Raw genomic sequence first — 24,982 nt, 5'->3', positions numbered from 1 at the left:
AATCAGAATAAGGTGCTCTGGTGTCAAAAAAGATACCGGAGCACCAATCAGACGGATAGTCGGTAAAACGCCGAGCAGTAAAGACAATGGGGACTAAAAAACGGTACTTTGCCTAACAAGGCAGCTGCGTTCAAAAAGGCTGTTACCAAGAAACAGTTGTTGAAGGTGGCTTAAAACGCAACTACCGTAAAGAAAGCAGCTGACATTCCCCCTCCCCCAGTTCTTTTGCCTGCAAGGTATTTTGCCGCTTTTTTATATTGCAGAGCTTCTGAGTGGCTGGACTTAAAAAGTCAAATTATTTTGAAAGTTCACAGAAAATATACGGCTATTTGTGTTACAATGCCATTAAATAGTAGAAGAATCGCCATAATGTTCGGCTTTGAAGGAAAGAACAGTGGCTCACAAGCGGTTGGGTTGCGGAGTTTTCCTGCTTCTGCTACTCTCAAATTGGCATTGCGGCTTTTTCGTAGGCAAAAGACGAAGAATCGCAGCAAGCTGAAAAATGTTTTAGAGCTATAAATAAGGCGAAGGGGTGTTTTTGTATGACGTATCGTGATTTTGATCCGGATCTATGGCGTGCTGTGGATCTCGAGCTGAACCGGCAGCAAAATAATTTGGAGCTGATTGCTTCTGAGAATATCGTTTCTGAAGCGGTCATGGCAGCACAGGGCAGTGTCTTGACCAATAAATATGCTGAAGGCTATCCGGGGCGCCGCTATTATGGTGGTTGTGAATTTATTGATGTAGTAGAAAACCTAGCGATTGATCGTGCCAAGGAACTTTTTGGTGCCAAATATGTCAATGTTCAGCCTCATTCCGGCTCTCAAGCGAATACAGCGGCTTATCTGGCTTTAATCGAAGCAGGAGACGTTGTGTTGGGGATGGATCTTTCCGCTGGCGGACACCTGACGCATGGTTCACCGGTGAACTTTTCTGGTAAAACCTATCACTTTGTCAGCTATGGGGTCGATCCTACCACTGAAGTTATCGACTATGATGTCGTTCGAATCCTTGCCCGCAAGCATCAGCCAAAATTGATTGTAGCCGGTGCCAGTGCGTATTCCCGCACCATCGATTTTGCGAAGTTTCGTGAGATTGCAGATGAAGTCGGTGCCAAATTGATGGTGGATATGGCCCACATCGCTGGATTAGTAGCTGCTGGTCTGCACCCATCACCGGTTCCTTATGCTGACATCACCACCACGACTACCCACAAAACATTACGGGGACCACGGGGCGGGATGGTCTTGACTAACAACGAAGAACTGGCTAAAAAAATCAATTCTGCGGTCTTTCCGGGAATTCAAGGGGGACCTTTGGAGCATGTAATTGCAGCGAAGGCTGTTTCTTTTAAAGAAGCATTGGCTCCTGAATTCAAGGACTATGCCCAACAAGTCATTGACAATGCCCAAGCGATGGCCCGTGTCTTTAATCAGGCACCAGAAGCCCGGTTGGTATCTGGAGCAACTGACAATCATCTGCTTTTGATTGACGTTCGTGGTTTTGGGCTGAACGGCAAAGAAGCCGAAACAATTTTGGACAGTGTCAGCATCACCGCCAACAAAAATTCGATTCCTTTTGAATCACTGAGTCCATTCAAGACGAGTGGTATTCGAGTTGGGACACCAGCAATTACCAGCCGCGGCTTCAGCACAGAAGATGCAGTTGAAGTGGCCAAATTAGTGGTGCGGGCCTTGCGAGAACGTGACGACGAGGCAGCTTTGGATCAGGTTCGTTCTGAGGTAAAAGCACTGACTGAAAAATATCCATTGTATCCTAATTTGTAATTTTATTACCCAATAAATATTGTTCTGACAAAGAATTCCGTAGTCCAGATGGGCTGCGGTTTTTATTTTAAATTTTCTGACAACATAGACAGAGGTATGCAAAGGGAGTACAATGATGGAAATTTGAAAAGTGAGCTGTAACCCAGCTGTTACAAGATAATGACTGGGCTACAGGAAAGTGGGGATAACATGATTGAATTTCAACAAGTGACAAAAAAATATGGCAACAACACAGCTTTGGATCGGCTGGACCTTCAGATTAAAACCGGAGAAATTTTTGGTTTTTTGGGACACAATGGTGCCGGAAAATCCACTACCATCAAGAGTTTGGTTTCAGTGATTGAACCCACCAGCGGCAAAATCATTGTCGACGGCAAAGAGCTGAGTGCCAATCGTTTGGAGATTAAAAAGCGGATTGGCTATGTTCCGGATACACCAGATTTGTTTTTGCAGTTGTCTGCCGGTGAGTATTGGGATTTGATTGCGGCTGCCTATGAATTGCCAACTGACAAGAAAAAAGAGCGTTTAGAGGAACTGGCAGGCTTGTTTGATATGTTGTCGCACCAAGAAGAAGCTATTGGTAGCTTTTCCCATGGGATGCGGCAAAAGGCGGTTTTGATTGGCGCCTTGTTGCCAGATCCGGATATTTGGGTGTTAGACGAGCCTATGACCGGACTTGATCCACAAGCTGCTTATGATTTGAAAGAGATGATGAAGCGGCATGCGGCACGGGGCAATACGGTGATTTTTTCGACTCACGTTTTGGATACCGCACAACAGTTGTGTGATGAACTGGCGATTTTGAAAAAAGGCGAGTTGATTTACAATGGCAATACTGATGACTTGTTGGCGCAATCACCGGGGGAATCACTGGAAGCAATCTATTTGAAGATGGCCGGCCGGCAATCAGATGGCAACACCTTAGCAAGATTGGAGGGTGAGGCCCATGAATAGACAAAAATTGGGGGCATTGATTCGTACATCGCTGCGTTATGCCAATCCTCAATATACCGAGAAGGCTCGCAAAAAAGGAAAAAGCGGGGCTAAATTGACCCGCTCGCTAGTTTTGCAGTTTGTCTTTCTGGCAGCTTTGTTTACAGTGTTATACGGGGGAATCCTCTTTTTGACTGATTTTTCTCGTATGCCGGGTTATTTTACGATGTATGTCGGTCTTTTCGGAATCTTGGCCTTGTCCCAGGGAATTTCGGTAATCTACAATGTCTTTTTTGAAAGCAAGGATCTGGGAGCTTACTTGCCGCTGCCGTTTCAGCAGGCGGAAATTTTTCTTTCAAAAATCCTGGTCGTTATGCTGACAGTAGTACCTTTTGTGTTGCCGTTGTTGGTGTTGTTTGCACTAACGGCATGGCAATCTGGCAGCATGATTGTGCTAGCCGCCGTTTTGGGAATCGTGGGCTTTCTACTATTTTTAGGCGTCATGTTGTTCTTGTGTGCCTTGATTGTATTGGGTTTGACCCGGACCAAGCTGTTTCAAAAGCATAAGAAGCTGATGACGACGGGTTTGATGGTTTTGTCGACTGGAATTGCGGTTGTGGGTGTACTCGTGATGCAAAACTCTGGTCATGTGGACTATTCAGAAGCCTCGGAAGCTTTGCCGGATCGAGGGGCACTGGTGCCGTTTTTGCCAGTCTATTGGGCCATGAATCGTCCATTTTCGCTGCAAGGACTTTTGGGATGGGCAATCTTGATTGGTGTCTTTTTGATTTTGGCTCTGGTCATCAAAGTGTTTTTCTTGCCTAAACTCTATGAACAATTGACTGAGATTTCGACTGCCCAAGCAGTGGTCAAGCGCAAACGCAAAGACGGTCAAAGCCTGAATCAATTGCTGCGGGCCTATAACCTCCAATTAATCAAAGATCCAAATCTGGCAATGCAGGTGCTATCCAGCTCGGTCATGATGCCGCTGGTGATGTTGATCTCTTCTGGCGGAGCGGTTCGCAGTACCCTGACAGACGGTTTGCCTGCTCAATTAGCTGGGGTGGCGTTTGCTGCAGGCTTGTTATTGTCTTTTCTGTCTTCCAATCCGACGTCTTTTGTGGCTAATATCATTTCTTTAGACCGAGAAAATTATGACTTTATCAATACGCTGCCTATCTCTAAGAAAGACTATTTGAAGCAAAAATTTCTCGTAGGTTATCTGATCCAAGCAGTGATTGCAATTTTGATGGCGGTGGTAGGTGGCGTGATGTTCAAGCTGTCACCACTGTTGATTATCTCATTAATTTTGGGCACTTTAGTGGGCAGTTTTGTAATGAGTCTGTTTTATTTTGCCAGAGATCATCGACTGCTTTTGACTAACTGGACCAGTGTCACACAGCTTTTTCAACGTGGCGGTGGGACTTGGCTAATGGTAATCGTGATGTTTTTGGGAATCTTTTTAGGATTTATTGCTATTGGTGTGTATGCAGTTGCGGCGCTATCGCTACCTTTTGTACCACTGAATATTTTAGTAGTAGGCGGACTGCTGTTGATCTGTGGCGGCGTGATTGTTTACTTCAAAAAACAATTTTGGGACAAGCTGGACACACTGGACTGGCAGCGACGAATTTCTTTAAATAAAGGCGAAGGTCCTCAAAAAATTGGACCCAAAAAATTTCGCTAAACAAGAAACTCCCCCATAACGGCGGGAGTTTCTTGTTTAGCAGATGAATGCAAATTGTTGTTGGAATCTTCAAAAAAAGAAGATATTTTCAGCAATTCACTTTGTCAGTTGTGAGAATCGATATCTTGCATTACAATAAAAGAAAACTGCGCCAGTGGATCGGGAAGCTTTTCCGATGCAAGGTGACAATCAAGGAGTGTACGTAATGGGCAAATTTCAAGTGATCGACCATCCGTTGATCCAACACAAACTGACCATCATTCGGGATAAAAACACCGGAACTAAAGTATTTCGCGAGGTAGTCGATGAAATCGCCATGCTGATGGCTTATGAAGTTTCACGAGACATGCCACTGGAGGACGTTGAAATCGAAACACCGATTGGCCGCTCTACCCAAAAAATGCTTTCCGGTAAAAAAGTTGCTGTGGTGCCAATCTTGCGTGCCGGTATCGGAATGGTGGATGGAATTTTGGAATTGATTCCTGCTGCTAAAGTGGGCCATATCGGTATGTATCGGGATGAAGAAACATTGGAACCTCATGAGTACTTCTTCAAGATGCCAGATGATATCGCTAGCCGTCAGCTTTTTGTAGTGGATCCTATGCTGGCTACTGGTGGCTCTGCAATTATGGCCATTGATTCATTGAAGCAACGGGGTGCTTCAAACATTAAATTCGTCTGTTTAGTAGCCGCTCCTGAAGGTGTTAAAGCATTGCAAGACGCTCATCCGGACATTGATATCTACACGGCTGCCTTGGACGATCACCTGAATGAACACGGCTATATCGTGCCAGGTCTCGGGGATGCCGGTGACCGTTTGTTCGGTACGAAGTAAACGCCGGAAAATTAATGATAGAAAGCCGAGGGGAAATTTTCCAATCGGCTTTTTTTTAAGGGTAAAAGAAAATGGTTCTTGAATCTGACCGTTGAAATTGGAACAACTTACTTATGCTGCTACCCTGTTGAAAAAATGACTGAAAAAGTATTGGGGACTAGAGTGATGAAGTTGAAATTTTTCGAAGGAATGCATGACCGAATGTCGTATGTTTTACAAAAGGGGGAAAGTGGCCGACCGCTGCTGGTTTTTATGGCTGGCTTTGGCACGACGAATAATTACTTGGAATTGAAGAATATTGCTAGGAGAACCGATAGTACTTTTTCAAAATTATTCATTGATCGCTTGGGTGTTGCCAGAAGTGATGAGACTTCGGCACCCCGAACTTGGCAGAATATTGTCGCTGAACTGCATGAATTGATTCGTACTTTGCATGAGGGCCTGATTCTTTTCTTTGCACATTCCGCTAATGGCCCAATTTCATTGGCATATGCTCTAAGTTATCCTGATCAGGTCACAGGATTGATTTTAAATGAACCAACCACTGTCAAAGCCGTAGAATTTTTCACTACTTCGAGTTATCAAAAAGCAAATGAGTGGCTTGCAGAAATGACCCCGGAAGAGCGTTATGAGGCAACAAAGGATCAGGAGTTAACACCGCAAGAGGAACAATTATTGGAAGCGTCAGAGAGGGCATTTTCTGAAGGCACAACGATTTTTTCCGAATATCTGGCTTCTGAGCAAAATTTAAGGGAAATTAGCGCCATTGCCAAAGCCACAACTTCTCTACCGCCAATACTACTATTTGCTCAGCCTTTTAGAGAACAGGAGTACCGAGATTCTGAGTACGCCGGAGAAAAGACTAAGCTGTGTCTTATAAAAGGACACCATGCGCTCTATTTGGCTCAGCCGGATTCGGTGGCCACAGCTATTAATGACTGGTTAAAAAGCCGGCCGATTTAATTCAAGAAAAAAACGGTTTTTACTTTACAAATGGCTGTTTTTTCACTATACTCTTATTCGTTGACATTGCTTCAACGAATGCCGACTTAGCTCAGTTGGTAGAGCAACGCACTCGTAACGCGTAGGTCGTAGGTTCGATCCCTATAGTCGGCATTTGAGAAACCTTGAGTAATCAGGTTTCTTTTTTTTTACTGTAAAACACGACGATGGCCTGCGAAAATAAGAACAAAAACGATGCTGAACAGTCCTGGACGATGCGTGGAAAAGGATTCTTGTGGTGATTTTCGTGAGCCAATTTTTGAAGAAAAGTTAAAGCTGAAACTGTGAAAAAAATGATTTCCTGAAAAATTTCACAAAGTGTGCTATAATGAATGATATAAAGGGAGGTTTTTTATTGTGGCTACTTTTGGAAAATTTGATGCAACAGTCGTCCCGTCAGATCTCGGTAAGAAATTCAAACCCGAGACACATGTGAAATTTTTGATCTATGGTCAACCGCAAACCGGTGTGGTCACCAAACAGCTGAAGAATTCAGCAGTGGTGGAACTGGATCAGACTCCTGAAAATCAGCAGTTGATGGTTCAGAGCAATGGTGTCATGATTATCAATTATAAAAAAATGCAGAAAGTCTGAAGAGACTGCCAATAGCCTACTAGCCCAAAGTCGTTGCTTAGTCAGCGGCTTTTTTTGCAGAGTTTTACTAAGTACAGCAAATATTACAGAGAAACTTTCTTCGTCGTATCAATTTGACGGGATACCTGGCACAACGATCATCGTAAAAGGGACTGTTGGTTTTAATACAGATGTATGCAGCTTTATCCCTAGAAGAGCCTACGGAAAACTCTGTGAGAGGGTATTTTTCTTAAGATTCTTTACTGTTGGTTAGGGCCGGACTTTCTTTTCCTGACGAAACCCTCTATAATGTATCAGTGTATCTGAAAAGCGCCCAGCAGTTGAATCCTTCGTTTTTACTGGCTGTGGAATGGACTTTTCGGAGTAGAACGAAATTGTCGGAGAAAAGAGTGACTTGATGGAGAACAGACTTTCCCAAAAGAATGACCGGGCGTTGCGTGACAGCCGTATCGACTACGGTGTCATCCTACCCGTTTTTTTATTGTGTATGATTGGCTTGGTTTCTTTGTATTCCGCCTTGTCCCATGACCCCAGCGGTCGTTCTGTGGTTCGCGGGGTATTGATGCAAAGTTTGTGGTATGGTGTCGGTACAGTAGCAATCGTAATTATCATGCAGATGAAGTCCAAATGGCTTTGGAAGCTAACCCCGGTGATTTACGGACTAGGTTTAGCAGTAATGGCGGCTTTATTGAAATTTCATGATAAGCAGCTGGCGATAGAGACGGGTTCAAAAAACTGGTTTCGTGTGACCTCTAACCTGACGTTTCAGCCTTCTGAATTAATGAAAATCGCCTATATTATGATGATGGCGCTGGTGGTAACTTCCCATAATGTGAAATATAAGGCTCGTACCTTACGTTCAGATTGGCTGTTGATTGGCAAGTTGATGCTGGTCACCTTACCCACAGTCGGCTTGGTTATTGCCCAAAAAGACTTAGGGACGATGTTGGTGTTTCTGGCAATCTTCGGTGGCGTCTTTTTAATGTCAGGTATCAGTTGGCGCATCATTATACCGGCTGTAGCAATTGCTGTGATTATCGGCGGTGGGCTGATTTTCTTAGTCATGACGGATTTTGGTCGTGAGCTGTTGTCTCATGTGGGTTTTCATCAGTATCAGTTCAAACGGATTGACTCTTGGTTAAATCCATTCCATGATATACAAGGGGATTCGATGCAACAAGCTTATGGCATGATGGCAGTCGGTTCCGGCGAAATGTTTGGGAAAGGGTTCAATGTCTCCGATATTTACGTGCCGGTACGAGAGTCAGATATGATTTTTACCATGATTGGTGAGATGTTTGGCTTTGTCGGCAGTGCCTTTGTGATTTTGGTTTATTTTGTTCTGATTTATCAAATGGTAAAAGTCTGTTTTGATACCAATAACGAATTTTACACATATATTTCAGTGGGGATCATTATGATGATCTTGTTTCACGTTTTTGAAAACATCGGTGCTAATATTGGTCTTCTGCCTTTGACGGGGATACCACTGCCGTTTATCAGTCAAGGGGGGTCATCAATCTTGTGTAATATGATCGGGATCGGGCTGATTTTATCCATGCGTTATCAGGCAGGAGCTCCAAAGGACAGCCTGTCATAAAAACGGCGGTCTCGACCGCAGCATAAGGAGGACAAAATGTACACATTGTATTGGTACCCGAAATGCGGTACATGTAAGAAAGCCAAAGCATGGCTGGATTCACAACAGGTAACGGTCCAAACCGTCGATATGGTCCAGAATCCTCCCAGTGCAAATCAGTTGTCCGAGTGGATGACCCAAAGTGGTTTACCAATTCGGCGCTTTTTCAATACCAGTGGCATGAAGTACCGAGAGCTGGGATTGAAGGACCGCGTGGCTGATTTAACGAAGGAACAGGCTTGTGCATTGTTAGCTACGGACGGCATGTTGATCAAACGTCCGATTTTAGCAAAAGATGGTCAATTTTTGGCTGTCGGCTTTAAAGAAACAGATTATGAAGGAGCAGTAAATTAATCATGGAAAAGAAATGTTTGAAAACAAAGGATAATTTGTGGATTTTGTTTAACGGAGCGGAGTATGTGATTGGCCTGAGTGCCCAAGCACAAGAAGACTTGGGAAAAGTGACTTTTGCTAACTTGCCTAAGCCTGGAGCAAGTGTGAAACAAGGGGAACCAATGGTCGAAGTTGAAGCTGAAAAAGCGGTTCAAGAATTCCCAGCACCATTGTCTGGTACGATTTCTTCAATCAATGATAAGATTGCTGAAAACATCGACGTCTTAAATGACGAAGATGAAATGAATGCTTGGCTGGTTGCGTTAAAAGACGTGGACACAACCGAGTTTGACAATCTTTAAAATCAGCCAATAACAGCAAAAAGTCGCCGCCGCAATTGTCGGCGGTTTTTTACTGTTTCGAAGCTGCGGAGCCTTTTTTACAAGAGTGAAAATTTCTGAAAGTTTCTGGTTGACAGTCTTAAATCAGCTTGCTATAATCATCATCAATAACAACACAACTGAAAGCTTTGAAAAGAAGAGTACGTTTCGGAGCCGTTTGCAGAGAGCCCGGTCAGCTGAAAAAGGGTAGCGGAGAGAAGAAGCGGAAGATGGTCTTTGAGCAGATCAAGTGAGCAACTGCAAGCTTGATACGGGAACGCCCGTTATAGCGTCACGGTATGCAGCTGCACATCAGAAACAAATCTGAAGAGCTTAAGTACCGGATGAGGTTATTATTGAGAAATAATAGCGAACCAAGGTGGTAACACGAAATGATAAAGTCGTTTCGTCCTTTGCAACAGCAATGTTGTATCGTGACGAGACGGCTTTTTATTTGTATACTGACAAGGTGAGTACGCTTGTGGGTTAAACAACAGACAACGGACAGCCACATTTTAGATTTAACGCAAAAGAATGGAGAAAAGTACGATGGCATTGATCCAATTGAACAACGTCAAACGAACCTTTGACGTGAAAGGAAAACAGATCCGTGCAGTGGACGATGTAACACTGGCAGTGGAAAAAGGCGATATCTACGGTATTGTTGGTTATTCCGGCGCTGGGAAAAGTACCCTGGTACGGTTATTGAATGGTTTGGAACTACCCACAGATGGAGAAGTAGTTGTGGACGGGGAGAATATCTCTGCCCTCAGCAAAAAAGGGCTGCGAGATTTCCGTAAAAATATCGGTATGATCTTCCAGCATTTCAACTTATTGTGGTCTCGTACGGTTTCGGAAAATATCCAGTTTCCTTTAGAATTGTCGGGAATGAAAAAAGCCGAACGGGTACGCCGGGCCGAAGAACTCATGCAGTTGGTTGGTTTGGAAGGCCGCGGGGATGCCTATCCAAGCCAACTCTCTGGCGGACAAAAGCAGCGGGTAGGGATTGCGCGAGCATTGGCAAATAATCCGAAGATTCTCTTGTGTGATGAAGCGACGAGTGCGCTGGATCCCCAGACCACGGATGAAGTGTTGGATTTGCTGTTGGATATCAACCAACAGCTGGACCTGACCATTGTGCTGATTACCCATGAGATGAACGTCATTCGAAAGATCTGTAACAAAGTAGCTGTGATGGAGCTGGGAAAAGTCGTGGAAGAAGGTTCGGTGGCTGAGGTATTCCGCAATCCTCAACAGGAAGTCACCAAACGATTTGTACAACAAGACTTAAAACCAAGTGAAGATCCGGCAGAAGTGCTGACGGAATTCATCAAGGAAAATCCAAACGGCACACTGTTGACGCTGACTTTCAAAGACGACAATGCCAATGAACCGGTAATCAGCCAAGCCATCCGGCAATACGACGTGGATGTCAATGTCGTTTATGGCAATATTCGACAGGGCAAAGAGGGCTCTTTTGGAACCTTGACCGTCCTTTTGACCGGAGATGCCACCGCTATTCGTCAAGCGACTGCGTTCTTCAGTGCCCAAGAAGTAGGAGTGGAGGTGTTGCACCATGGATAAGAGTTTTTCTGAGATCTATCTGAATTTTGATAAGGTCAACTGGGATCGCATGAAAGAAGCCACCGTAGCAACACTGGCAATGACGGTTTTCTCTTTAATCGTTGTTTTGATTTTAGGCTTTTTACTAGGACTTGTGTTGTACAGCCTCAGTCGTAAAAAAGGCTTAGCTTACACACTTTTGTACAATGTCGTTTCGGTGGTCAGCAATATTTTTCGCTCGACACCATTTATGATTTTGATGGTGTTGATTATGCCTTTTACAAAAGCAATCGTTGGGACCATCATTGACTGGCCTGCAGCTTTGCCGGCGTTAATCCTTTCAGCGGCACCATTTTATGCACGTATGGTGGAGATTGCCTTACGGGAAATTTCACCAGGTGTTATTGAAGCTGCCAATGCAATGGGTGCCAACAGTTGGCAAGTCATGTACAAAGTATTGATTCCGGAAAGCCTGCCCGCGCTAGTTTCTGGTTTTACCGTAACGGCGGTGTCTATGATCGGCTTTACCGCAATGGCTGGTGCTATTGGAGCAGGTGGTCTAGGATCATTAGCCTGGTCAGAAGGATTCCAGCTGAACAATCAGACCGTGACGTTGGTTGCCACAGTCATTATTTTGGTTATTGTTTTTATTGTCCAAGGATTGGGCGACTTTCTTACCAATAAATTGGATAAACGTTAAATGGCTTTTCGACAACATTTGGGCTTTCGCCGCGGCTAATTTAAAAGGCGGCTTTGAAAATAAGGAGATTTTACCAGAAGCGGTCTGAACAAACCGCTAAAAAGAAAAAGGGGAAATGGACATGAAAAAGATTATTGGACTCGCAGCAACATTCTTATTGGCATTCGGCGCATTGGCCGCTTGCGGAAACAACGACAAAGATACCGCCGATAGCTCAGCAAATAGCGGCAAAGACGGTGAAACCACGTTAGTAGTGGGTGCTTCACCAAGTCCCCACGCTGAAATCTTGGAGGCAGCTAAACCTGTCCTGGAAAAAGAAGGTATCAAACTGGAAGTAAAAACCTTCACTGACTATGTAATGCCAAATAAAGCGTTGGCTGAAAAAGAAATAGATGCCAACTACTTCCAGCATATTCCTTATTTTGACAAACAAGTGAAGGAATATGATTATGATTTTGCAAACGCAGGTGCTATTCATATCGAACCGATGGGGATTTATTCCAAAAATATCAAGAGTCTGGAGGACATCAAGGAAGGCACTCAAGTGATTACTTCAAACTCTGAGTCCGACTGGGGCCGTATTCTGACTATCTTGGAAGATGCTGGGTTGATCAAATTGAAAGATGGCGTGGAAAAGACAACAGCAACATTTGATGACATTACCGAAAATCCTAAAAAATTAGTCTTCAAGCACGACATCGATCCAGGGGTCTTAATTCCAACCTATGAAAATGAGGCTGATTCATTGGTAGCTATCAATGCGAATTTTGTCTTGAGTGCTGACATGAATCCGACGAAAGACTCTCTTTTGTTGGAAGCTGATAACTCACCATATGCCAACATCATTGCTGTTCGTGCAGGTGATGAAAACAAAGACAGCATCAAAAAACTTGTCGCTGCTCTTCACAGTGACGAAGTGAAGAAATTCGTTGACGAAAAATGGCAAGGTTCCGTTAAAATCGTAGACGCTAATTAATTGATATTTTGAAAAACATGGGCCGTGCTTGTTGAGATACGGCGGGTTATGAGACAACTTCTATAATAAATGGAAAAACGAACAATGGGCGCCAATTTTGGCGAGACCATTGTTCGTTTTTTATAACTCTTATCTGTAGTCATCAGTCAAATACCTATGGACTATGGTTTCTTGTTGATTAGATGTAGCAGTTATCAAGAAGCTGATTTTGCAAGCTGGTAATTTTGCTTTGTGGACCTACCAGCCGATTAAGCCATTGCGATCTTGGAAGGTGCCAGTAGGACCATTTTGATCCAGTGTGGCCAGGCGGAAGATCGCATCAGTTCCTTCTGTGACCGATTGGCGGCCGCGATTAAAGTTGCCGCCGGTATTGGTGGGCCCGGGATCAGCAGCATTGATGCGCATGTTTGGCAATGCTTTTGCATATTGAAGAGTCAGCATCGAAAGAGCCGCTTTGGAAGAAGCATAGGCGGGTGAAATGACTTTTGATTCTAAGGTAGTGTCATCTGTCTGTTTGGCAAAGGAACCGACACCGCTGGAGACGTTGACTATCACCGGATTATGCGAGCGTTGCAACAATGGTAAAAAGGCCTGTATGACCCGAAGGCTGCCAAAAACATTGGTGGCAAAGACTGATTCCAGCAAAGCCGCATCAACTGCTTCAATGGGGCGCCGCTCGCCAGGAATCCCTGCATTGTTGATCAGGACATCCAAAGAGTCTTCGCGGGTTTGGTATTGGAGGAATGCTTGTTGGACCGAAATTTCGTCGGTTATGTCCATTACCAGAAATTCACAGCCCAGCTTTTCAGCAGCAAGACGTCCTCCTTCAACACTTCGACTAGTAATATAAAGTTTATGGCCGACTGCTAAAAGTCGCTTGGCAGTTTCAAAGCCAAGGCCGGTATTGCCACCGGTAATCAAAATTGTACTCATAAAGTCCCCTCGTTTCTTTTTGACAACTGTACCGCAAAGCTGCTGAAATGAACAGCAAACAGGGTAGTTGTCAGCAGCTGATGGCTAGGGTGCGAAATCAGCCAAGACGCCATTTGGGACAAGAAAATAGTGTGTAGATAGGAAAGAAGAGCAAATTCTTTAAAAAAGAGATTGTGGTGGCGACTGCAACAATTCATAGAGTTGTGCGGCAAATGCTTCATCAGGAAAATCATAAAACAGCGCACGACCATTTCGAAAGATAGTGATGCTGGGAAGTTTCTCTTCTTTTACAGCGTGTGATTCAGAATCGGCTGTTTGGGTATCTTGAGAGTGCCCTCCATTTTCTTGTACCAATTGGCGTTCAGTTGAAGTTTTTGAGTGAAGCTGAATCAGCAACGCCAGCTTATTTTGCCGGCAGGGCCAACCGGCTGCAGTAGAGATGGCTGCCAGTTCTGACAGTGAAACCGGTGCTGCCAATTGACCTTGGTAGATATGGCCGCAGACTTTTTTCAGGGGACGTTTAATTTGTAAATCAGTTTTTTTGCCACAGCTTGGGCACTCTTCTTTTTTGCGAATCTTGAAGCGCTGTAGTTCGCCTGACCAGACATCTGTCACTAAAAGTGTCTGCCAGTCCATTTTTTCTGGTTCTAACAGGCAGCGATAAGCTAGTCCTACTTGTAGTGCACTTACCAAGGGAATCAATGGGGTAATAACACCGATTGTCTCACAACTTTTTTCTGTCAACTCAGCCATCTGAGGAAAGACACATTGCAAGCAGGGTCCGTATGCTGGCTGAAGGGCCATCACTTGTCCGCTAGTCCCCCCGCAAGCAGCAAAGATAAAGGGTAGTTTTTTTTCAAGACAGAAGCTGTTGATGCTTGTACGGACAAGAAAATTATCGGTACAATCCAACACCAAATCCAATTTCCCTAACTCTTGAAAAAGCGCCTGATCAAAAGTCATGGCTAACGGCGTGACTTTGATAGCGGGATCGATGGCTGACAATGCTTCAGCACAAGCGGTTACCTTGTGTCGTTTGGCCTGGACATCGGCTACGGTAAAGAGCGTTTGGCGTTGGAGATTAGTCAGATCGACGGTATCAGGATCGACTAGAATCAATTCACCAACCCCGCCACGAACTAATTGTTCGGCGGCATAAGTCCCTAATGCTCCGCAGCCCACCAATAGCAGTCGACTATTATGTAATTTTTGTTGTCCAGTTAAGCCGATTTTGCTGACTCTAATCTGACGGTCGTAACGATTCATGGTAAAATCCTTCCAATCTGTTAAAATGATGGGGATGAGGTTCCATTATTATCTATCGGAACCAGCACAAATGAAATAAGTTAATTCTGTTAAAAATGAGACACGGGGGTAAAACAATGGACGAATTGACACATTTTAATCACCAACAACGGGCGAAGATGGTAGATGTTACGGATAAAGCTATCACCTTTCGTGAAGCTGTAGCGACTGTCAAAGTCATCATGGCACCAGAAACGCTGCAACGGATCCATGCCGGACAAATCAAAAAAGGGGATGTTCTGGCTGTGGCCCAAGTAGCTGGCATCATGGCGGCTAAGAAGACGAGTGAATTAATTCCTATGTGCCATCTGCTGCCACTAAATGGTGTGGACATCAGCTTTGAAGACGATGGTCAGACTACCCTCGTAATTACTGCTGTCGCTAAGGTCAGCGGCAAGACAGGCGTCGAGATGGAAGCACTGTGTGGCGCACAAATCGCTGCACTCACGGTTTATGATATGTGTAAAGCTATGGACCGCGGGATGGTGATTACAGATTGCCACCTAGTAGAAAAAAAAGGCGGAAAGAGTGGCCATTTTGTTTTTGGCGAATAATCACGGCCGTAAAACAATGAGAACTACCAATTTTACCTGATATTTGGCGGGTTCTCACTCAGAAATTAGAGCCTTACTAAGAAACAGAGCCTGCGTTGTTGCGCAGGTTTTTTTGTTGCCGAGTTTTCAAGTCGAAAAAGTACCTAAGCAAAAGCTTGTCGGAAAGTCATTTCCAAGCTTCCACCAAAGTTTATTCCATAATTTTCATTAAAGCAACTGTATTTAGAAAGGGCTTTCGTATATAATGAGTTGGAGCATTAAAATTATTCATGATATCTAAAAAATAGTAAGAAGGTAAAGCCATGGCATTCATCAAATTACAAACCGAACCCATCGACGTTGCTGCTTGCTACGCACGTTTGAAGGCACCTCAATATGGCGGGATTGTGACGTTTTGCGGCACAGTACGGGAATGGACCGGTCCGCTGCAGACTACTTATATTGAATACACTGCTTATGAAGACATGGCGGTGAAAGAATTGGAAAAATTGGCTGCTCCTGTTGAAGCTGCTGGCGGACAAGTGGTGATTGTGCACCGCTTAGGGCCTTTAGCCATTGAAGACGAGGCCGTGTTTATCGGCGTGGCCACTGCCCATCGCGGGGCCGCTTTTGATGGCTGTCGACAGATTATCGATCAGTTGAAAGTTAACGTACCTATTTGGAAAAAAGAAATCAATCACAATGGTCAGCGCTGGGGAGGAGAGATGGCAAATGAAAGAGCTTAAGCTGTTTGCCTATTTGGCAGAGACTCTCGGTGATACGATTACCCTGCAACTGCCACCGACATTTGATAAAGAACAAATTTTACAGGTAGCAGCTGCGGCTTACCCATTGATGAAAGCCGAAATTATGACCTGTAATGTAGCAGTGGACCAAGAGTTTGCCGCTATAACAGATACATTTGTCAGGGAGGAAGTTGGCGAGATCGCATTGATCCCACCGGTGAGCGGAGGTTGAACAAATGACAAAAAGAATGGCGCCAGCACCGGGCTTGGCACAAGCTCCGGCGACTGAAAGAATAAAAGAAAAACAACAACCGCAAGAAGTTGGCAAACGAGTACCTTCTCAGACAGAGGATGTGCTTTCTAAACGTCAAGGATTAAGGGACCCTTATGGCCGGTTGCATGATTATGTACGCATTTCTGTGACAGATCGCTGCAATCTCCGCTGTGTCTATTGTATGCCGGAAGAGGGGCTGCCGTTTTTCCCTACAGATAAAGTGTTGAGTGCAAATGAAATCATACAGTTAGTGGAGAACTTTGCCCAGTTGGGAATCACTAAAATCCGTTTGACTGGCGGGGAACCATTGTTACGAAAAGATATTCTCGATATTGTACGAGGTATCAGCAATGTGGCGGGCATTAGAGATTTGTCAGTGACGACAAATGGTTTGGCATTGCCACGACTAGCCGGTCCACTATGGGAAGCCGGTGTCAAACGGCTCAATATCAGTTTGGATACTTTTGATCCGGAACGGTATAAAAATATTACTCGTGGCGGCAATCTCAAGCGGGTATTACAAGGTCTTGAAGCAGCAGCAGCTTTGCCCTTTGAGCAGATCAAATTAAACACTGTCGTCATTCGTGGACAAAACGATGACGAGTTAGCTGATTTTCTCCGTTATACCTTCGATCATCCGGTGAATGTCCGCTTCATCGAATTTATGCCAATTGCAGCAGATCAGGACCAGTGGGAAAAACAATATTTTGGTATCGAGAGTGTCTTTGACGTCTGTCGAGAAGAGGGCTGGGACTATGAACCTATCGAATTTGCTGGCAATGGTCCTTCAGAAAACTTCCGTATCCGGGGCGCTCGTGGTAGCTTTGGTTTGATTCATCCTGTTAGTTGCCAATTTTGCGAAGGCTGTAATCGGCTACGAGTGACAGCTGATGGATGTTTGAAATCTTGTCTGTTTTGGGATGATGAAGACAATATCCGCCCAGAAATTTCTGATTTTGCCGCTTTTTCCGAAAAAGTTCACCGAGTTTTAGCAACTAAGCCGAAAAATCATGAAATGGCTCTTGATCGCCAAGAAGAAGTCAAAGATAAGCGGCCTACTTGGCGTCATATGAGCCAGATTGGTGGGTGAATAACTCACTATTTGTTGCGGATTTTAGAGGTTCTTTACTTCTTAAAATGGGAAATCACTCGCCAGATAAGCTCAAAAAGCGGGTACATTTTTTTTCGTTGGATTTGAGAGTGAGTTTTATTGGTTCGCAAGCAGGTGTCAGCGACTGCTTGCGGGCTTTTTTCATTTATTATTGTGGAATTTAACTTTTGACTGGGTGGTGAATAGAGCCGACTTTCCGCTGAGTTGGACTATGGGAGCTTTCCTTCAAAATTATTGCCGCTTTGTGGTATCTTTTTTCGATTGACAAACACACGTAAATCAAATACAATAACACCAATCATATAAGCGACTGCTTTGAAAAGAAGAGTACCGATCATGGATTTTTACAGAGAGCTCCGTTTGGTGGAAAGGGGCATTTGAAGTGTTTGGGAAGATGGTCTTTGAGCAGACGGGTGCGAACCTTGTTAAGGAGTGATCTAAGGCAAGGACAGTGCTCGACGGGAGCGCCCGATATAGCGCCACGGTCTTGCAGGGCCAGATTCTAAACTGCTTTTGGAATCTGTGAGCTGTTGCAGTACTTGGTGAGGTTGTTGCAGTGATGCAGCAGCGAAAAAAGGTGGTCACACGATACGTCGTCCTTTCATACATTTTTGTATGGAAGGACTTTTTTTGTACCCGCGATGAGCTGACAACCACGAGAAAAATCACAATAGGAGGAGGTTTTCCTATGCCTATCAAATTGACGGAAGGTTTTCCCGCAAAGGCAGTGTTGGAAAAAGAGAATATTTTTGCCATTGATTCGAAGCGAGCTCGCAGCCAAGATATCCGTCCTTTGCGTTTGGCTATCTTGAATCTGATGCCACAAAAAATGGATACAGAAGTCCAGCTGTTGCGTTTGATTTCCCAAAGTCCACTGCAGATCGATGTGGATTTTTTGAGAATCGCGACTCATGAACATAAGCACACGAGTCTGCATCATTTGAACAAATTTTACCAGACATTTGAGGAAGTGGCAGAAAAGCGCTATGATGGGCTGATTATCACTGGTGCACCGGTGGAACAGTTGCCTTTTGAAGAAGTGGATTACTGGGACGAGTTGATAGAAATTCTAGATTGGGCCAAAAACCATACCACCAGTACGCTGCATATTTGTTGGGGGGCGCAGGCAGCCTTGTATCACCATTACGGGATTGCTAAAGTTCCCTTGGAAAAGAAATTATTCGGAATCTTTGCTAATCGCTCGGTAGGCAATCACCGTTTGATCAGAGGCTTTGATGATTATTTTTATACACCGCAATCTCGTTATACCAGCGTAGATGAGCAGCAATTGGCTGAGTGTGAGCAGTTGAAGGTGATTGCTCGCAATCCTGAGATTGGCTCTACCATGATTGTCAGTCGCGACCACCGGGAAGTTTATGTTATGGGACATTTTGAATATGCGACTGAAACCCTGAAGAAAGAATATTTTCGTGATCAAGATCGTGGGCTGGCTACAGAACTACCGGAAAATTATTTCCAATACAATTACCCTACAGACAGCATTCGTAATACTTGGCGGGGACACGCCTATCTTTTTTTCCACAATTGGTTGAATGATGTCTACCAGGTAACACCCTATGCAATCCAGGAGGTAGGTAGCAAATTAACGCTGCCAGAACTAGAAAAGCTTCCAGACAGCTGAAACTGTGACAAATGGAAGTACCGGTAAGAAAAAGTAAGAATAAAGGAATATCTGGGGCAGGAAAACTTGCCCGAGAGGAACCAGGGAAATGGCGATTGGACACCGCCAAAAACAAGTGATTGCCTGGACAGCAGTCACTAATGTCACCCGCAGTGGCGATAAAAATAACCTGTCTTCTAGAGATTAGCAGGCAGACTTATACACAGCAAGATAAAGGATGACTGAGGAAAGAAGTGGAAGTTATGGACATACAGACATTTATCGAAACTTACGCAGTGGCGCGCAAAGGCAGTGACTGCCTCAAATGGGACGCGCTGCAGGAACGTTTCGGTGCAGAAGATCTGCTGCCTTTATGGGTGGCGGATATGGATTTCAAAGCGCCGCCGGCTGTTGAAAAAGCCCTCATTCAGCGCGTTCGTCAAGGAGCTTTTGGCTACTCACAAAATCTACCAGATTATTTTTCAGCTTTTGCTGCTTGGCAGAAAAAGCGTCACGGAATCACCCTTGAGTCGAATTGGCTGCGTTTTTCAAAAGGGGTGGTGGAATCCATTTATCATCTGATTCAAATTTTTACGGCTCCCGGCGATGGTGTTTTGATCCAGCCACCAGTTTATTATCCTTTTTTTAATGCTGTTCGAGAAACTGGTCGCAAGCTAGTAGAAAATCAATTGGTGCAGTCAGCAGACGGCAGTTGGCAAGTGGATTTGGCAGCTTTTGAAAAACAGTTGGCCACTGGCAATGTTCGGTTGTTTCTGCTTTGTTCCCCTCACAATCCAGTGGGACGAATTTGGCGGGAAGCAGAGCTGCAAGCACTGTTTGCACTTTGTGAAAAATACGATGTCTTAATCTTAGCTGACGAGATTCATCAAGACTTTGATTTCAGCGAAACAGGGTTTGTTTCTGCGTTGCAGGTAGCAGAAGGCCATTTTCAAGAAAGATTAGTCGTCGTCAATGCCCCATCAAAAACTTTCAATTTGGCCAGTCTGCTTCATGGGCATATTCTTATTCCAAATCATGAGTTGCGGGAATGCTTTGATCAGAAAATCAAACCCTTGAGTCAGTCAGAAAACAATCTTTTGGGGCAAATAGCCGGTGCAGCAGCCTATCGTGATGGGGAAGACTGGTTTGACGCCGTAAAACAAGTGATTTGGGAAAACTACCGCTATTTGCGAGATTATCTGGTCAAAACAACACCTAAAATTCAGGTGAGCCAGTTGGAAGGAAGTTACCTCGTTTGGTTAGATCTCAGTGGACTCGGTCTTACTGATGCCCAAACGGTCGAAAAATTCATCAAAGAAGACTGCCAGCTGGCGGTGGATTTTGGCAGTTGGTTCAGCGCCGAAAGTAGTTCTTTCATCCGTTTGAATCTGGCTTGTTCACCAGCTGTGATCAAACAGGCGTGTGACCGTTTAGCAACAGGAGCTTTAAAGCGACAACTGTCTGCAAAGAGGCAAATCAAGTGAGAAGCAAGGGATAAAAGCACTTCATTTGCAGGAGCGGTATCTTTTTAGAAAAGGCAACCAGCTGATGGGATTACAAAAAGGCAAAAACCGCTAGCTGCCGACAACCTACATGAAATTGAAAGAAGGAATTTTCCATGACCAAAGAAAAAGTGACGACCTTTTTAGCGCAAATCGGTAATCAAAAAGATCCTTATACTGGAGCAATTTCTGCACCAATTCATCTTTCTACAACGTATTCCCACCCGCATCTGGGGCAATCGACAGGTTTTGATTATACCCGCACAAAAAATCCAACTCGTTCAATCTTGGAAGAAGCACTGGCAAAGTTGGAAGAAGGCAGCTTAGCCGTAGCGACGAGTTCTGGAATGGCAGCAATCCAACTAGTCTTGGGACTGTTGCCACAAGGTGCGCATATTTTGGCGGGACGTGATCTTTACGGCGGCAGTTATCGGTATTTCAACTTTTTAGAAGAACAGGGAGTTGCTACCTTCGCTTATTTTGACAGCCAGGAGGAATTTGAGACTCTGTTAGCAGATACCCCAGAAGTAGCAGCGATCTTTTTAGAGACCCCCACCAATCCTTTGATGCACGAGTTTGATATTGAAACGATAGCTGACAAGACCCATGAGCACGGGGCGCGTTTGATTGTGGACAACACATTTTTAACCCCACTTAGACAAAAGCCGCTGACATTAGGTGCAGACTTTGTCGTTCATTCCGGTACAAAATTTTTGTCTGGTCACAATGATTTATTAGCAGGAGTGGCTGTGGCTAAAAGTCAAGAGGATGGGGAGAAACTCTCTTGGCTAGCCAATACGACAGGTGGTACGTTGGCACCTTTTGATTCGTGGCTGTTTATCCGCAGCTTAAAGACACTGTCACTGCGCTTGGAGCGACAAGAGGAGAATGCCGGAAAATTGGCTGCACAGCTTCGAAAGCTTCCTCAGGTGACGGAAGTTCTTTATCCGGGAATCGGAGGGATGATTAGTCTGCGGGTTACTGATCCCCAAAAAATTCCAGCCTTTCTTGAAAGTTTGGAGCTGTTCACTTTCGCAGAGAGTCTGGGGGGCGTAGAAAGTTTGGTGACTTACCCCACAACTCAGACCCACGGCGATATTCCGGTAGCAGTACGGGAAGCCTATGGACTGACACCAGATTTGTTGCGACTGTCGATTGGAATTGAGGATGCAGAAGATCTCTTGGCCGACTTGGTTCAGGCCTTGGAAGTATTTCCCACGGCCAAGACTCTTTAAGAAACGCGGTAAATCAGATACCAACAAGAGGTTCAACAAAATCTTTTACTGACAAATAGCTGCAGCCAGGGGAACTAAAGCAATGTTTGGATGCAGTCGGCAGCATGCGCAATAATTTTTTATAAAAAATCTGCTTTTTGTGGTCTAGACGTTTGCCAGCTATGCTAGATGGTGCTATAATCGGACTATACCAAATACAAGAAAGCAGGGCTGAGCATGGAAATCATCCGCGTGAAAAATGCTGAAGAAGGCGGCAAAAAGGCATTTGAATTGATCAAAGAAGGTATGGCAAACGGCGTAAAAACACTAGGACTGGCAACAGGCAGTACTCCGATTCCATTGTATAATGAAATGACAACAAGCGATCTGGACTTTTCTGAGATGACCTCTGTCAACTTAGATGAATATGTAGGTTTAGGCGGCGACGACGAACAAAGCTACCGTCATTTTATGAACACGAACTTATTTGATAAAAAGCCTTTCAAAGCTACTTATGTACCAAATGGCAAAGCGGCAGATTTGGCAGCTGAATGTGGTCGCTATGATGAAGTCATTGCTTCTAACCCAGTAGATATCCAAATCTTGGGTATCGGCGTGAACGGTCACATTGGGTTTAACGAACCTGGTGCTGACTTAGAAGGCAAAACAGCTGTCGTAGAATTGACAGAATCAACAATTGAAGCCAATAAACGTTTCTTTGACAAAGTTGAAGATGTGCCGACACGAGCGATCTCTATGGGAATCGGCTCTATCATGCAAGGAAAACAACTGATCTTGATGGCCTTTGGTGAAAACAAAGCAGATGCAATCAAAGGAACAGTTGATGGACCAGTAACAAACCATCTACCAGCTTCTGTTTTACAAAATCATCCCAATGCAATCATTATCGTGGATGATGCAGCAGCTTCAAAATTATAAAAAAAAGACCGGAAGTAGCGTCCGAATGACGCCACTTTCGGTCTTTCTTTTTACCAAATTTAGAATCAGCGGCAAACACGATTAGCACTACTCAGAAAAGTACCTGCCACAAATAGGCCAGTCCCAATGTTAAGAGGCCGCTGAAAAAGTTGACGGTATCATTGTTGAAGCCGATAATACCACTGATTTTTTGCGTAGCTGCCCCATGATGCTGCTTTTTTTCGGTAATCCGGCCGCAAATTTGACAACGGTATTTTTGTTGCAGTGTTGCTCCTAATAAGCTGTCAATCCATGTGGCAGCAAACCCACAAAGGGCCGGTAACCAGAAGGTGAGTCCGTTGGTCATTTGTGGAAATAGCCGCTGATTAGGCAACCACCAGGCAGCGGCAATTATTCCGGCCGCTGCTATTCCAGCGCAAGTTCCTAACAAGCTGACACCACCAGATAGACCGGCTGCTAAAGGACGTCCTGTCAGTAGTGAACGAGGCGGTCGTCGGGAAAGCACACCAATCTCAGATGACCAAGTATCAGCAGCAGCACCAGCAATTACAGCAATTTGACAATATACGAGACGAGGATCACCGCCGGCTAGTTGTTGCCAAAGTAATGCAATTAACAAAGGGCCACAGTTTGCAACCACCTGCCAACCATCTCGAGCATGACTTTTTGCAATACGTTCATCGGAATCAGCAAGCTGCCCACCAGTGGTCAAAGCTGTTACCTGTGATGGAGCTTTCCGAAAGTACTTTTTCAATCCTTGGACTAGATAACTCATAGCAAAAAACAGAGCTAGATAACCTGCCATCACCGGTGAAAGAGCAAAAATAGCTGTGCCCATCACAAGTAAGAGCAGGGCCCCAGAAACATCTAGCCAATCACAAGCCAGACTGAAGACAGCAAGCAAACTACAGCCAATCAACCCTATCACAGCTAGGTAAAATGTGATCATCGGTTTTTCTCCTCGTTTCATTGATAAAGTAAAGGTAAAACTAGCATCAGCCAGCGAGCCCTCATTTTACTGCAACAACCCATCGGTAACAAGGCCTGGATGGAATTTGCCAATAATTTGCCGATTTTTTACAGTGTTCGATCAAAGGCTTTGAGCAGTGGCTGTAATTGAAATTTCAAATAAGAGGAAGTCTTGCTTGATTTGTTTCATTCCAGCACATAAAAAGGATACCAAAGCAAAAAGACGCTTTTATAGCTATCAATTGATAATTTAACAAAAAAGCCAACCAGCAGTAGAATTATCCACACTACTGCTGGTTGGCTAAAAGTCGGTGTTGGGAAATTTGCAAATTACTTACATACCGATAAGATAATCATCATCTTGCATTGCTTCTACGGTTCCCAATAGATAACCATTACCCACTTGTGAAAAGAAATCGTGGTTTGATGTTCCGGTGGAGATCCCGTTCATGACAATTGGATTGACATCATCAGCAGTGTCGGGAAACAGTGGGTCTTGACCGAGGTTCATCAAGGCCTTATTGGCATTGTAACGCAAAAAGGTTTTAACTTCTTCTGTCCAGCCAATTCCGTCATAAAGTTCTTCGGTGTAACGCTCTTCGTTTTCATATAATTCGTAAAGTAAGTCGTACATCCAATCTTTCAACTGTCCTTGCTCTGCTTCAGGCAGTTCATTGAATCCTAACTGGAATTTATAGCCGATATACGTGCCGTGGACACTTTCATCGCGAATAATCAGCTTGATAATTTCTGCTACATTGGCCAGCTTGTTGTTGCCAAGATAATACAGTGGGGTATAAAAACCTGAATAAAATAAGAAGGTTTCCAAAAAGACGCTGGCAATCTTTTTTTCTAAAGGCGTGCCGTTTTTGTAAATTTCATTGATCCGTTCGGCTTTTTTCTGGAGAAATTCATTGGTATTGGTCCAGGCAAAAATTTCTTCGATTTCAGCAGTGGTGTTCAATGTTGAAAAAATCGAGGAATAGCTTTTTGCGTGGACAGATTCCATGAATTGAATGTTGTTGAGGACGGCTTCTTCGTGGGGCGTGCGAACGTCTTTGCGGAGCTGATCCATCCCGCTTTCTGATTGCACCGTATCCAACAAGGTCAAACCACCGAAAACTTTGCCGACCAGGTCTTTTTCCGCAGGAGTCAGCTTGCGCCAATCGTCAAGGTCGTTGGATAAAGGAATCCGAGTATCCAGCCAGAATTGCTCCGTCAGTTTTTCCCATGTCGATTTGTCGATGATGTCTTCGATCTCGTTCCAGTTGATCGCTTCATAATAGGTATTGGTCATAATCGTTCCTCCATTGTTCTTTGTTGGGGACCAAGAAGAGCTGTCCGCAACAAGCTGCTGACAATCGTGTTCAAAATACGTCAAATGAAAATCGCAAACAGCTCGTCGC

General features: G+C 44.4%; 24 protein-coding genes, 1 tRNA gene and 1 other annotated feature. Of the genes, 21 read left to right on the top strand and 4 right to left on the bottom strand.

What is annotated here, in order from left to right; genetic code table 11:
• Nucleotides 1-542: 542 nt before the first annotated feature.
• The 13 genes from glyA (at nt 543) to BAU14_RS05780 (ending at nt 12,429) form a co-directional block, all read left to right on the top strand.
• Nucleotides 543-1,787 carry a serine hydroxymethyltransferase gene (gene glyA, locus BAU14_RS05840; protein WP_161899150.1) on the top strand — a complete coding sequence of 415 codons (1,245 nt, stop codon included), beginning with the start codon at nt 543-545 and terminating at the stop codon, nt 1,785-1,787.
• Nucleotides 1,788-1,976: 189 nt separating this feature from the next.
• Nucleotides 1,977-2,741 carry an ABC transporter ATP-binding protein gene (locus tag BAU14_RS05835; protein ID WP_161899149.1) on the top strand — a complete coding sequence of 255 codons (765 nt, stop codon included), beginning with the start codon at nt 1,977-1,979 and terminating at the stop codon, nt 2,739-2,741.
• A complete protein-coding gene (locus tag BAU14_RS05830; protein ID WP_237580425.1) occupies nt 2,734-4,407 on the top strand; it encodes an ABC-2 transporter permease in 1,674 nt (557 codons plus the stop codon). The genes BAU14_RS05835 and BAU14_RS05830 overlap by 8 nt, the downstream gene beginning before the upstream one ends.
• A gap of 205 nt (nt 4,408-4,612) precedes the next feature.
• Nucleotides 4,613-5,242: a uracil phosphoribosyltransferase gene (gene upp, locus BAU14_RS05825; protein WP_161899147.1), complete on the top strand. Its 630-nt coding sequence runs from the start codon at nt 4,613-4,615 to the stop codon at nt 5,240-5,242.
• Nucleotides 5,243-5,407: 165 nt separating this feature from the next.
• Entirely contained in the window at nt 5,408-6,205 is a 798-nt protein-coding gene (locus tag BAU14_RS05820) for an alpha/beta fold hydrolase (protein ID WP_161899146.1), read from the top strand.
• A gap of 80 nt (nt 6,206-6,285) precedes the next feature.
• A tRNA-Thr gene (locus BAU14_RS05815) sits at nt 6,286-6,358 on the top strand.
• 243 nt (nt 6,359-6,601) lie between these two features.
• Nucleotides 6,602-6,838: a hypothetical protein gene (locus tag BAU14_RS05810; RefSeq protein WP_161899145.1), complete on the top strand. Its 237-nt coding sequence runs from the start codon at nt 6,602-6,604 to the stop codon at nt 6,836-6,838.
• Between the two features lie 397 nt (nt 6,839-7,235).
• The gene (locus BAU14_RS05805; RefSeq protein ID WP_161899144.1) at nt 7,236-8,438 is read left to right on the top strand and encodes an FtsW/RodA/SpoVE family cell cycle protein; all 1,203 of its coding nucleotides are present in this window, start codon (nt 7,236-7,238) and stop codon (nt 8,436-8,438) included.
• A 36-nt stretch (nt 8,439-8,474) separates the two neighbouring features.
• Nucleotides 8,475-8,831, top strand: a complete 357-nt coding sequence (locus BAU14_RS05800; protein WP_161899143.1) for an arsenate reductase family protein — start codon at nt 8,475-8,477, stop codon at nt 8,829-8,831.
• Between the two features lie 2 nt (nt 8,832-8,833).
• Nucleotides 8,834-9,172: a glycine cleavage system protein H gene (locus BAU14_RS05795; protein WP_161899142.1), complete on the top strand. Its 339-nt coding sequence runs from the start codon at nt 8,834-8,836 to the stop codon at nt 9,170-9,172.
• 158 nt (nt 9,173-9,330) lie between these two features.
• Nucleotides 9,331-9,607, top strand: a binding site (T-box leader).
• Nucleotides 9,608-9,739: 132 nt separating this feature from the next.
• Nucleotides 9,740-10,774: a methionine ABC transporter ATP-binding protein gene (locus BAU14_RS05790; RefSeq protein ID WP_161899141.1), complete on the top strand. Its 1,035-nt coding sequence runs from the start codon at nt 9,740-9,742 to the stop codon at nt 10,772-10,774.
• On the top strand, nt 10,767-11,453 hold the full coding sequence (locus tag BAU14_RS05785; protein ID WP_161899140.1) for a methionine ABC transporter permease: 687 nt from the start codon (nt 10,767-10,769) through the stop codon (nt 11,451-11,453). Before BAU14_RS05790 ends, BAU14_RS05785 begins: the two co-directional genes overlap by 8 nt.
• A 121-nt stretch (nt 11,454-11,574) precedes the next feature.
• Nucleotides 11,575-12,429 carry a MetQ/NlpA family ABC transporter substrate-binding protein gene (locus BAU14_RS05780; RefSeq protein ID WP_161899139.1) on the top strand — a complete coding sequence of 285 codons (855 nt, stop codon included), beginning with the start codon at nt 11,575-11,577 and terminating at the stop codon, nt 12,427-12,429.
• Between the two features lie 237 nt (nt 12,430-12,666).
• Here BAU14_RS05780 and BAU14_RS05775 read toward each other — a convergent pair whose 3' ends face one another.
• Complete coding sequence (locus tag BAU14_RS05775) at nt 12,667-13,362, bottom strand: SDR family NAD(P)-dependent oxidoreductase (RefSeq protein WP_161899138.1); 696 nt, start codon at nt 13,360-13,362, stop codon at nt 12,667-12,669.
• Between the two features lie 159 nt (nt 13,363-13,521).
• Nucleotides 13,522-14,628, bottom strand: coding sequence for a HesA/MoeB/ThiF family protein (locus tag BAU14_RS05770; protein WP_161899137.1), 1,107 nt, complete (start codon nt 14,626-14,628; stop codon nt 13,522-13,524).
• 116 nt (nt 14,629-14,744) lie between these two features.
• Here BAU14_RS05770 and moaC point away from each other — a divergent pair, with 116 nt between their 5' ends.
• From moaC to BAU14_RS05730, 8 genes are all read left to right on the top strand, one after another.
• Entirely contained in the window at nt 14,745-15,221 is a 477-nt protein-coding gene (gene moaC / locus BAU14_RS05765; RefSeq protein WP_161899136.1) for a cyclic pyranopterin monophosphate synthase MoaC, read from the top strand.
• Nucleotides 15,222-15,523: 302 nt separating this feature from the next.
• Nucleotides 15,524-15,946 (top strand): molybdenum cofactor biosynthesis protein MoaE, encoded by a 423-nt coding sequence (locus BAU14_RS05760; protein ID WP_161899135.1) that lies wholly within the window; start codon nt 15,524-15,526, stop codon nt 15,944-15,946.
• On the top strand, nt 15,933-16,178 hold the full coding sequence (locus BAU14_RS05755; RefSeq protein ID WP_161899134.1) for a MoaD/ThiS family protein: 246 nt from the start codon (nt 15,933-15,935) through the stop codon (nt 16,176-16,178). The genes BAU14_RS05760 and BAU14_RS05755 overlap by 14 nt, the downstream gene beginning before the upstream one ends.
• A gap of 4 nt (nt 16,179-16,182) precedes the next feature.
• Nucleotides 16,183-17,310: a GTP 3',8-cyclase MoaA gene (gene moaA, locus BAU14_RS05750; RefSeq protein WP_237580424.1), complete on the top strand. Its 1,128-nt coding sequence runs from the start codon at nt 16,183-16,185 to the stop codon at nt 17,308-17,310.
• A gap of 709 nt (nt 17,311-18,019) precedes the next feature.
• Entirely contained in the window at nt 18,020-18,973 is a 954-nt protein-coding gene (locus tag BAU14_RS05745) for a homoserine O-succinyltransferase (RefSeq protein ID WP_161899133.1), read from the top strand.
• 242 nt (nt 18,974-19,215) lie between these two features.
• Nucleotides 19,216-20,436, top strand: coding sequence for a MalY/PatB family protein (locus tag BAU14_RS05740; protein ID WP_161899132.1), 1,221 nt, complete (start codon nt 19,216-19,218; stop codon nt 20,434-20,436).
• 134 nt (nt 20,437-20,570) lie between these two features.
• Nucleotides 20,571-21,689: a PLP-dependent transferase gene (locus BAU14_RS05735; RefSeq protein WP_161899131.1), complete on the top strand. Its 1,119-nt coding sequence runs from the start codon at nt 20,571-20,573 to the stop codon at nt 21,687-21,689.
• Between the two features lie 216 nt (nt 21,690-21,905).
• Entirely contained in the window at nt 21,906-22,607 is a 702-nt protein-coding gene (locus BAU14_RS05730) for a glucosamine-6-phosphate deaminase (RefSeq protein WP_161899130.1), read from the top strand.
• A 91-nt stretch (nt 22,608-22,698) separates the two neighbouring features.
• Here the strand turns inward: BAU14_RS05730 and BAU14_RS05725 are convergent, their stop codons facing one another.
• Both BAU14_RS05725 and nrdF read right to left on the bottom strand, forming a co-directional pair.
• A complete protein-coding gene (locus BAU14_RS05725) occupies nt 22,699-23,556 on the bottom strand; it encodes a DUF92 domain-containing protein (protein WP_161899129.1) in 858 nt (285 codons plus the stop codon).
• A gap of 354 nt (nt 23,557-23,910) precedes the next feature.
• On the bottom strand, nt 23,911-24,873 hold the full coding sequence (gene nrdF / locus BAU14_RS05720) for a class 1b ribonucleoside-diphosphate reductase subunit beta (RefSeq protein ID WP_161899128.1): 963 nt from the start codon (nt 24,871-24,873) through the stop codon (nt 23,911-23,913).
• Nucleotides 24,874-24,982: the final 109 nt, after the last annotated feature.

The sequence above is a fragment of the Candidatus Enterococcus leclercqii genome, from assembly GCF_009933135.1.
In the GTDB taxonomy this organism is placed as follows: Bacteria; Bacillota; Bacilli; order Lactobacillales; family Enterococcaceae; genus Enterococcus_C; species Enterococcus_C leclercqii.
This window is presented reverse-complemented; position numbering and strand designations above follow the sequence as displayed.

Bases quoted from the DNA above. Each gene is read 5' to 3' on its own strand.
- glyA (WP_161899150.1), top strand. From the start codon at position 543: ATGACGTATCGTGATTTTGATCCGGATCTATGGCGTGCTGTGGATCTC.
- BAU14_RS05835 (WP_161899149.1), top strand. From the start codon at position 1,977: ATGATTGAATTTCAACAAGTGACAAAAAAATATGGCAACAACACAGCT.
- BAU14_RS05830 (WP_237580425.1), top strand. From the start codon at position 2,734: ATGAATAGACAAAAATTGGGGGCATTGATTCGTACATCGCTGCGTTAT.
- upp (WP_161899147.1), top strand. From the start codon at position 4,613: ATGGGCAAATTTCAAGTGATCGACCATCCGTTGATCCAACACAAACTG.
- BAU14_RS05820 (WP_161899146.1), top strand. From the start codon at position 5,408: ATGAAGTTGAAATTTTTCGAAGGAATGCATGACCGAATGTCGTATGTT.
- BAU14_RS05805 (WP_161899144.1), top strand. From the start codon at position 7,236: ATGGAGAACAGACTTTCCCAAAAGAATGACCGGGCGTTGCGTGACAGC.
- BAU14_RS05800 (WP_161899143.1), top strand. From the start codon at position 8,475: ATGTACACATTGTATTGGTACCCGAAATGCGGTACATGTAAGAAAGCC.
- BAU14_RS05795 (WP_161899142.1), top strand. From the start codon at position 8,834: ATGGAAAAGAAATGTTTGAAAACAAAGGATAATTTGTGGATTTTGTTT.
- BAU14_RS05790 (WP_161899141.1), top strand. From the start codon at position 9,740: ATGGCATTGATCCAATTGAACAACGTCAAACGAACCTTTGACGTGAAA.
- BAU14_RS05785 (WP_161899140.1), top strand. From the start codon at position 10,767: ATGGATAAGAGTTTTTCTGAGATCTATCTGAATTTTGATAAGGTCAAC.
- BAU14_RS05780 (WP_161899139.1), top strand. From the start codon at position 11,575: ATGAAAAAGATTATTGGACTCGCAGCAACATTCTTATTGGCATTCGGC.
- BAU14_RS05775 (WP_161899138.1), bottom strand. From the start codon at position 13,362: ATGAGTACAATTTTGATTACCGGTGGCAATACCGGCCTTGGCTTTGAA.
- BAU14_RS05770 (WP_161899137.1), bottom strand. From the start codon at position 14,628: ATGAATCGTTACGACCGTCAGATTAGAGTCAGCAAAATCGGCTTAACT.
- moaC (WP_161899136.1), top strand. From the start codon at position 14,745: ATGGACGAATTGACACATTTTAATCACCAACAACGGGCGAAGATGGTA.
- BAU14_RS05760 (WP_161899135.1), top strand. From the start codon at position 15,524: ATGGCATTCATCAAATTACAAACCGAACCCATCGACGTTGCTGCTTGC.
- BAU14_RS05755 (WP_161899134.1), top strand. From the start codon at position 15,933: ATGAAAGAGCTTAAGCTGTTTGCCTATTTGGCAGAGACTCTCGGTGAT.
- moaA (WP_237580424.1), top strand. From the start codon at position 16,183: ATGACAAAAAGAATGGCGCCAGCACCGGGCTTGGCACAAGCTCCGGCG.
- BAU14_RS05745 (WP_161899133.1), top strand. From the start codon at position 18,020: ATGCCTATCAAATTGACGGAAGGTTTTCCCGCAAAGGCAGTGTTGGAA.
- BAU14_RS05740 (WP_161899132.1), top strand. From the start codon at position 19,216: ATGGACATACAGACATTTATCGAAACTTACGCAGTGGCGCGCAAAGGC.
- BAU14_RS05735 (WP_161899131.1), top strand. From the start codon at position 20,571: ATGACCAAAGAAAAAGTGACGACCTTTTTAGCGCAAATCGGTAATCAA.
- BAU14_RS05730 (WP_161899130.1), top strand. From the start codon at position 21,906: ATGGAAATCATCCGCGTGAAAAATGCTGAAGAAGGCGGCAAAAAGGCA.
- BAU14_RS05725 (WP_161899129.1), bottom strand. From the start codon at position 23,556: ATGATCACATTTTACCTAGCTGTGATAGGGTTGATTGGCTGTAGTTTG.
- nrdF (WP_161899128.1), bottom strand. From the start codon at position 24,873: ATGACCAATACCTATTATGAAGCGATCAACTGGAACGAGATCGAAGAC.